At 70.4% G+C, this 2,670-nt stretch carries 1 protein-coding gene and 1 pseudogene; both read right to left on the bottom strand.

Translation table 11 applies throughout. The features are described from left to right. Positions 1-102: 102 nt before the first annotated feature. The gene (locus IZR01_RS48900) at positions 103-1,674 is read right to left on the bottom strand and encodes an NAD(P)/FAD-dependent oxidoreductase (RefSeq protein WP_323746786.1); all 1,572 of its coding nucleotides are present in this window, start codon (positions 1,672-1,674) and stop codon (positions 103-105) included. 59 nt (positions 1,675-1,733) lie between these two features. Then, a pseudogene (locus IZR01_RS48895) lies at positions 1,734-2,670 on the bottom strand (hypothetical protein); the annotation flags it as partial.

Below are 2,670 nucleotides of genomic sequence, written 5' to 3'. Positions count from 1 at the left end.
CCCAAACAGCCCCGACCCGCCTCGCGCCAGCAGCGAAAACAAGAGTGCCGCGGAATCCTCCCGGATCCCACGGCACTCCCGCGTACTGGGCTAGCTAGCCCATCAAACCTTCTGACCGCTCTGCGTCTGCTCGACCCGCCGCCTCGGCAGGATCGGCGCGTCACGGCCGGTGCCCGAGCCGCGCGAGCCACCCGAGCCGCCCGAGGCCTTCTGCTCCGCCCCCTCCTCGTGGTACTCCTCCTCGACGTTCACCGACCACACGTCGTGCGTGGTGCCGGTGGCAATGTTCTCGGCGGTGAGCATCGCCGTCATCATCGAGTGGTCCTGGTTGTTGTAGCGGTGCATGCCGTTGCGGCCGACGGGGTGCACGTTCGGGACTTCGCGGGCCAGCCACTCGCGGATCACCTCGACGTTGCCCCGGTAGTACTCGTCGTAGACCGGGTAGGCCTTCGGCATGCGGACCACGTAGCCCTCCTCGACGGCGTCCGCGGAGACCAGGCCTAGGGCTTCCAGTTCCTGCGCGCCCTGCTTGATCAGGACGTCGTCGGCGGCCTCCCACAGGTCGTCGCCCTCGGAGACGAAGTACTCCAGGCCCAGGCAGGTGCGTCCTTCCTTGACCAGGTAGGGGGACCAGGAGCCGAAGTTCTGGATTCGGCCGACGCGGACGCCGGGGGTGTGGATGTAGATCCAGTTGTCCGGGAAGCCGGCGGACTCCGGGACCACTAGGGCCACGGTGAGGAAGTCGCGGTAGCGCAGGTCGTCGGCGGCGGCCAGGACTTCGGCCGGGGCCGGGGGGTCCATGGCGCGGACCAGGGCCGAGATCGGCATCGAGGAGATCACGTGGTCGGCCGGGGCGGTGCGCTCGCCGGCGGCGTTCTTCACCGTCACCGCTACGGCGCCGCCCTCGGTCCGGTGCACGGTCTGGACCCAGGTGTTCATCACGACCGAGCCGCCGCCGTCGGTGACCAGGTCCCGGCAGCGCTCCCACATCATGCCGGGGCCGTACTTCGGGTATTGGAACTGCTCGATCAGGCTGGTGATCTGCTTCTGGTTGCGCCTCGGGGTGATCGCGTTGACCACCGCCTTGAACAGCGACAGGTTCTTGATCCGCTGCGCGGCCCAGTCGGCCTCGATCTCGTTGGCCGGCATGCCCCACACCTTCTCGGTGTAGGTCTTGAAGAAGATCGAGTAGAGCCGGAAGCCGAAGCGCGCGGCCACCCAGCCCTCGAACTTGGTCTGGTCCTTCGGCGGCTTGATCTGCGCCCACACATAGGAGCCGACGCAGCGCGCGGCCTCGACCAGACCCAGACCGGACAGCGCGTTGCCGGCCTTGAGCGGGTAGTCGAACAGCTTGCCGCGGTAGTGGATGCGGCTCATCCGCGGCCGCATCAGGAAGTCCTCGTCCGGCAGGATCTCGTGCCACAACGCCTCCACCGGCCCGGCCTTGGTGAAGAAGCGGTGGCCGCCGATGTCGAAGCGCCAACCGCCGCGCTCCACGGTCCGGCTGATGCCGCCGACCACGTCGTCGGCCTCGAAGACGGAAGGCCGCACCCCGGACTTGACGAGCTCGTAGGCGGCGGTCAGCCCGGCCGGCCCGGCTCCGATGATGACGACGGCGGGCGCTTCGGGCGCGTCCTGTCCGGATTCTGGCGCTTGTGAAGAGATTGTTGACACGACGCACCAACGATCCCCTGGGCCCGGAGTAACGCGTTTTACGCCATTAGGTGATGGAATCAGGAGTTTGCCGGTTCGGGTACCACCTGGGGTTCGGCCGGGGCCGGAACGACCGGAGCGGCCGGCTCGGCGGCCGGTTCGACGGCCGTGGCGGTCCACACCAACGCGATCAGCGCGGCCGCCCCGAGCGCCGCGACGGCCAGCACCGTGACCGAGCCGACCGCCGGGTGCCAGGAGCCGGCGAACGGGTTCACCGGGGCGTAGGGACCGGCCTGGACCCGGGTCATCTCCACCACGAGCACCCAGAGCTGGCAGAACGCGGCCCCGACGGCGAACAGCCGCGGGATCCGGCGGCGCAGCACCGGCGGCAGCTCCGCGACCGGCCCGGAGGCCAGCAGCACCGCGGTGCCGGCCAGGCCGGGCAGGAAGTAGCGGCCGTACTGGGACCAGCCGAGGGTGCCGAGGTACTTGATCTCCAGCACCACGGTGATGCCCAGCGAGGCGGCCGCGACCGCCAGCGCGACGGCCACCACCCGGCGGCTGCGCACCATCGCCAGCGGGATCAGCACCACGGCGGCCAGCACCGCCCACAGCATCGGCGCCCACGACGCCTGCACGTCGAGCGCGAAGGCCTCGGTGAACCAGCCGCCGACCCGGTTCACGGCGATGATCCGGAGCAGGGTGAGGACCCGGTGGTCGGCGGGGTGGGTGGCGATGAGGGTCTGGGTGACCTTGTTGTTGCCCGAGACCACGTCCCAGGCCACCGCCAGCAGGCCGATCACGGCCCAGGCCACGGCCACCAGGCGCGCGGTGCGCCAACGAAACAGCTCCCTGACACGGCCGGGCTCGGCGGCCGCCAGCGAGCCGCCCAGGGCCAGGGCGAACCAGAACGGGCCCTCGGCGCGGACGGTGAGGACGACGGCACCGGAGATGGCGGCCAGGGCCAGGAGCGCGGGCTGAGAGACGACCACGGGGGCGGGTTGGGAGATGACCGCG

It is taken from the genome of Catenulispora pinisilvae, assembly GCF_015356865.1.
In the GTDB taxonomy this organism is placed as follows: domain Bacteria; phylum Actinomycetota; class Actinomycetes; order Streptomycetales; family Catenulisporaceae; genus Catenulispora; species Catenulispora pinisilvae.
The sequence above is the reverse complement of the archived record's forward strand: the minus strand, read 5'-3'. Positions and strand labels throughout refer to the sequence as shown.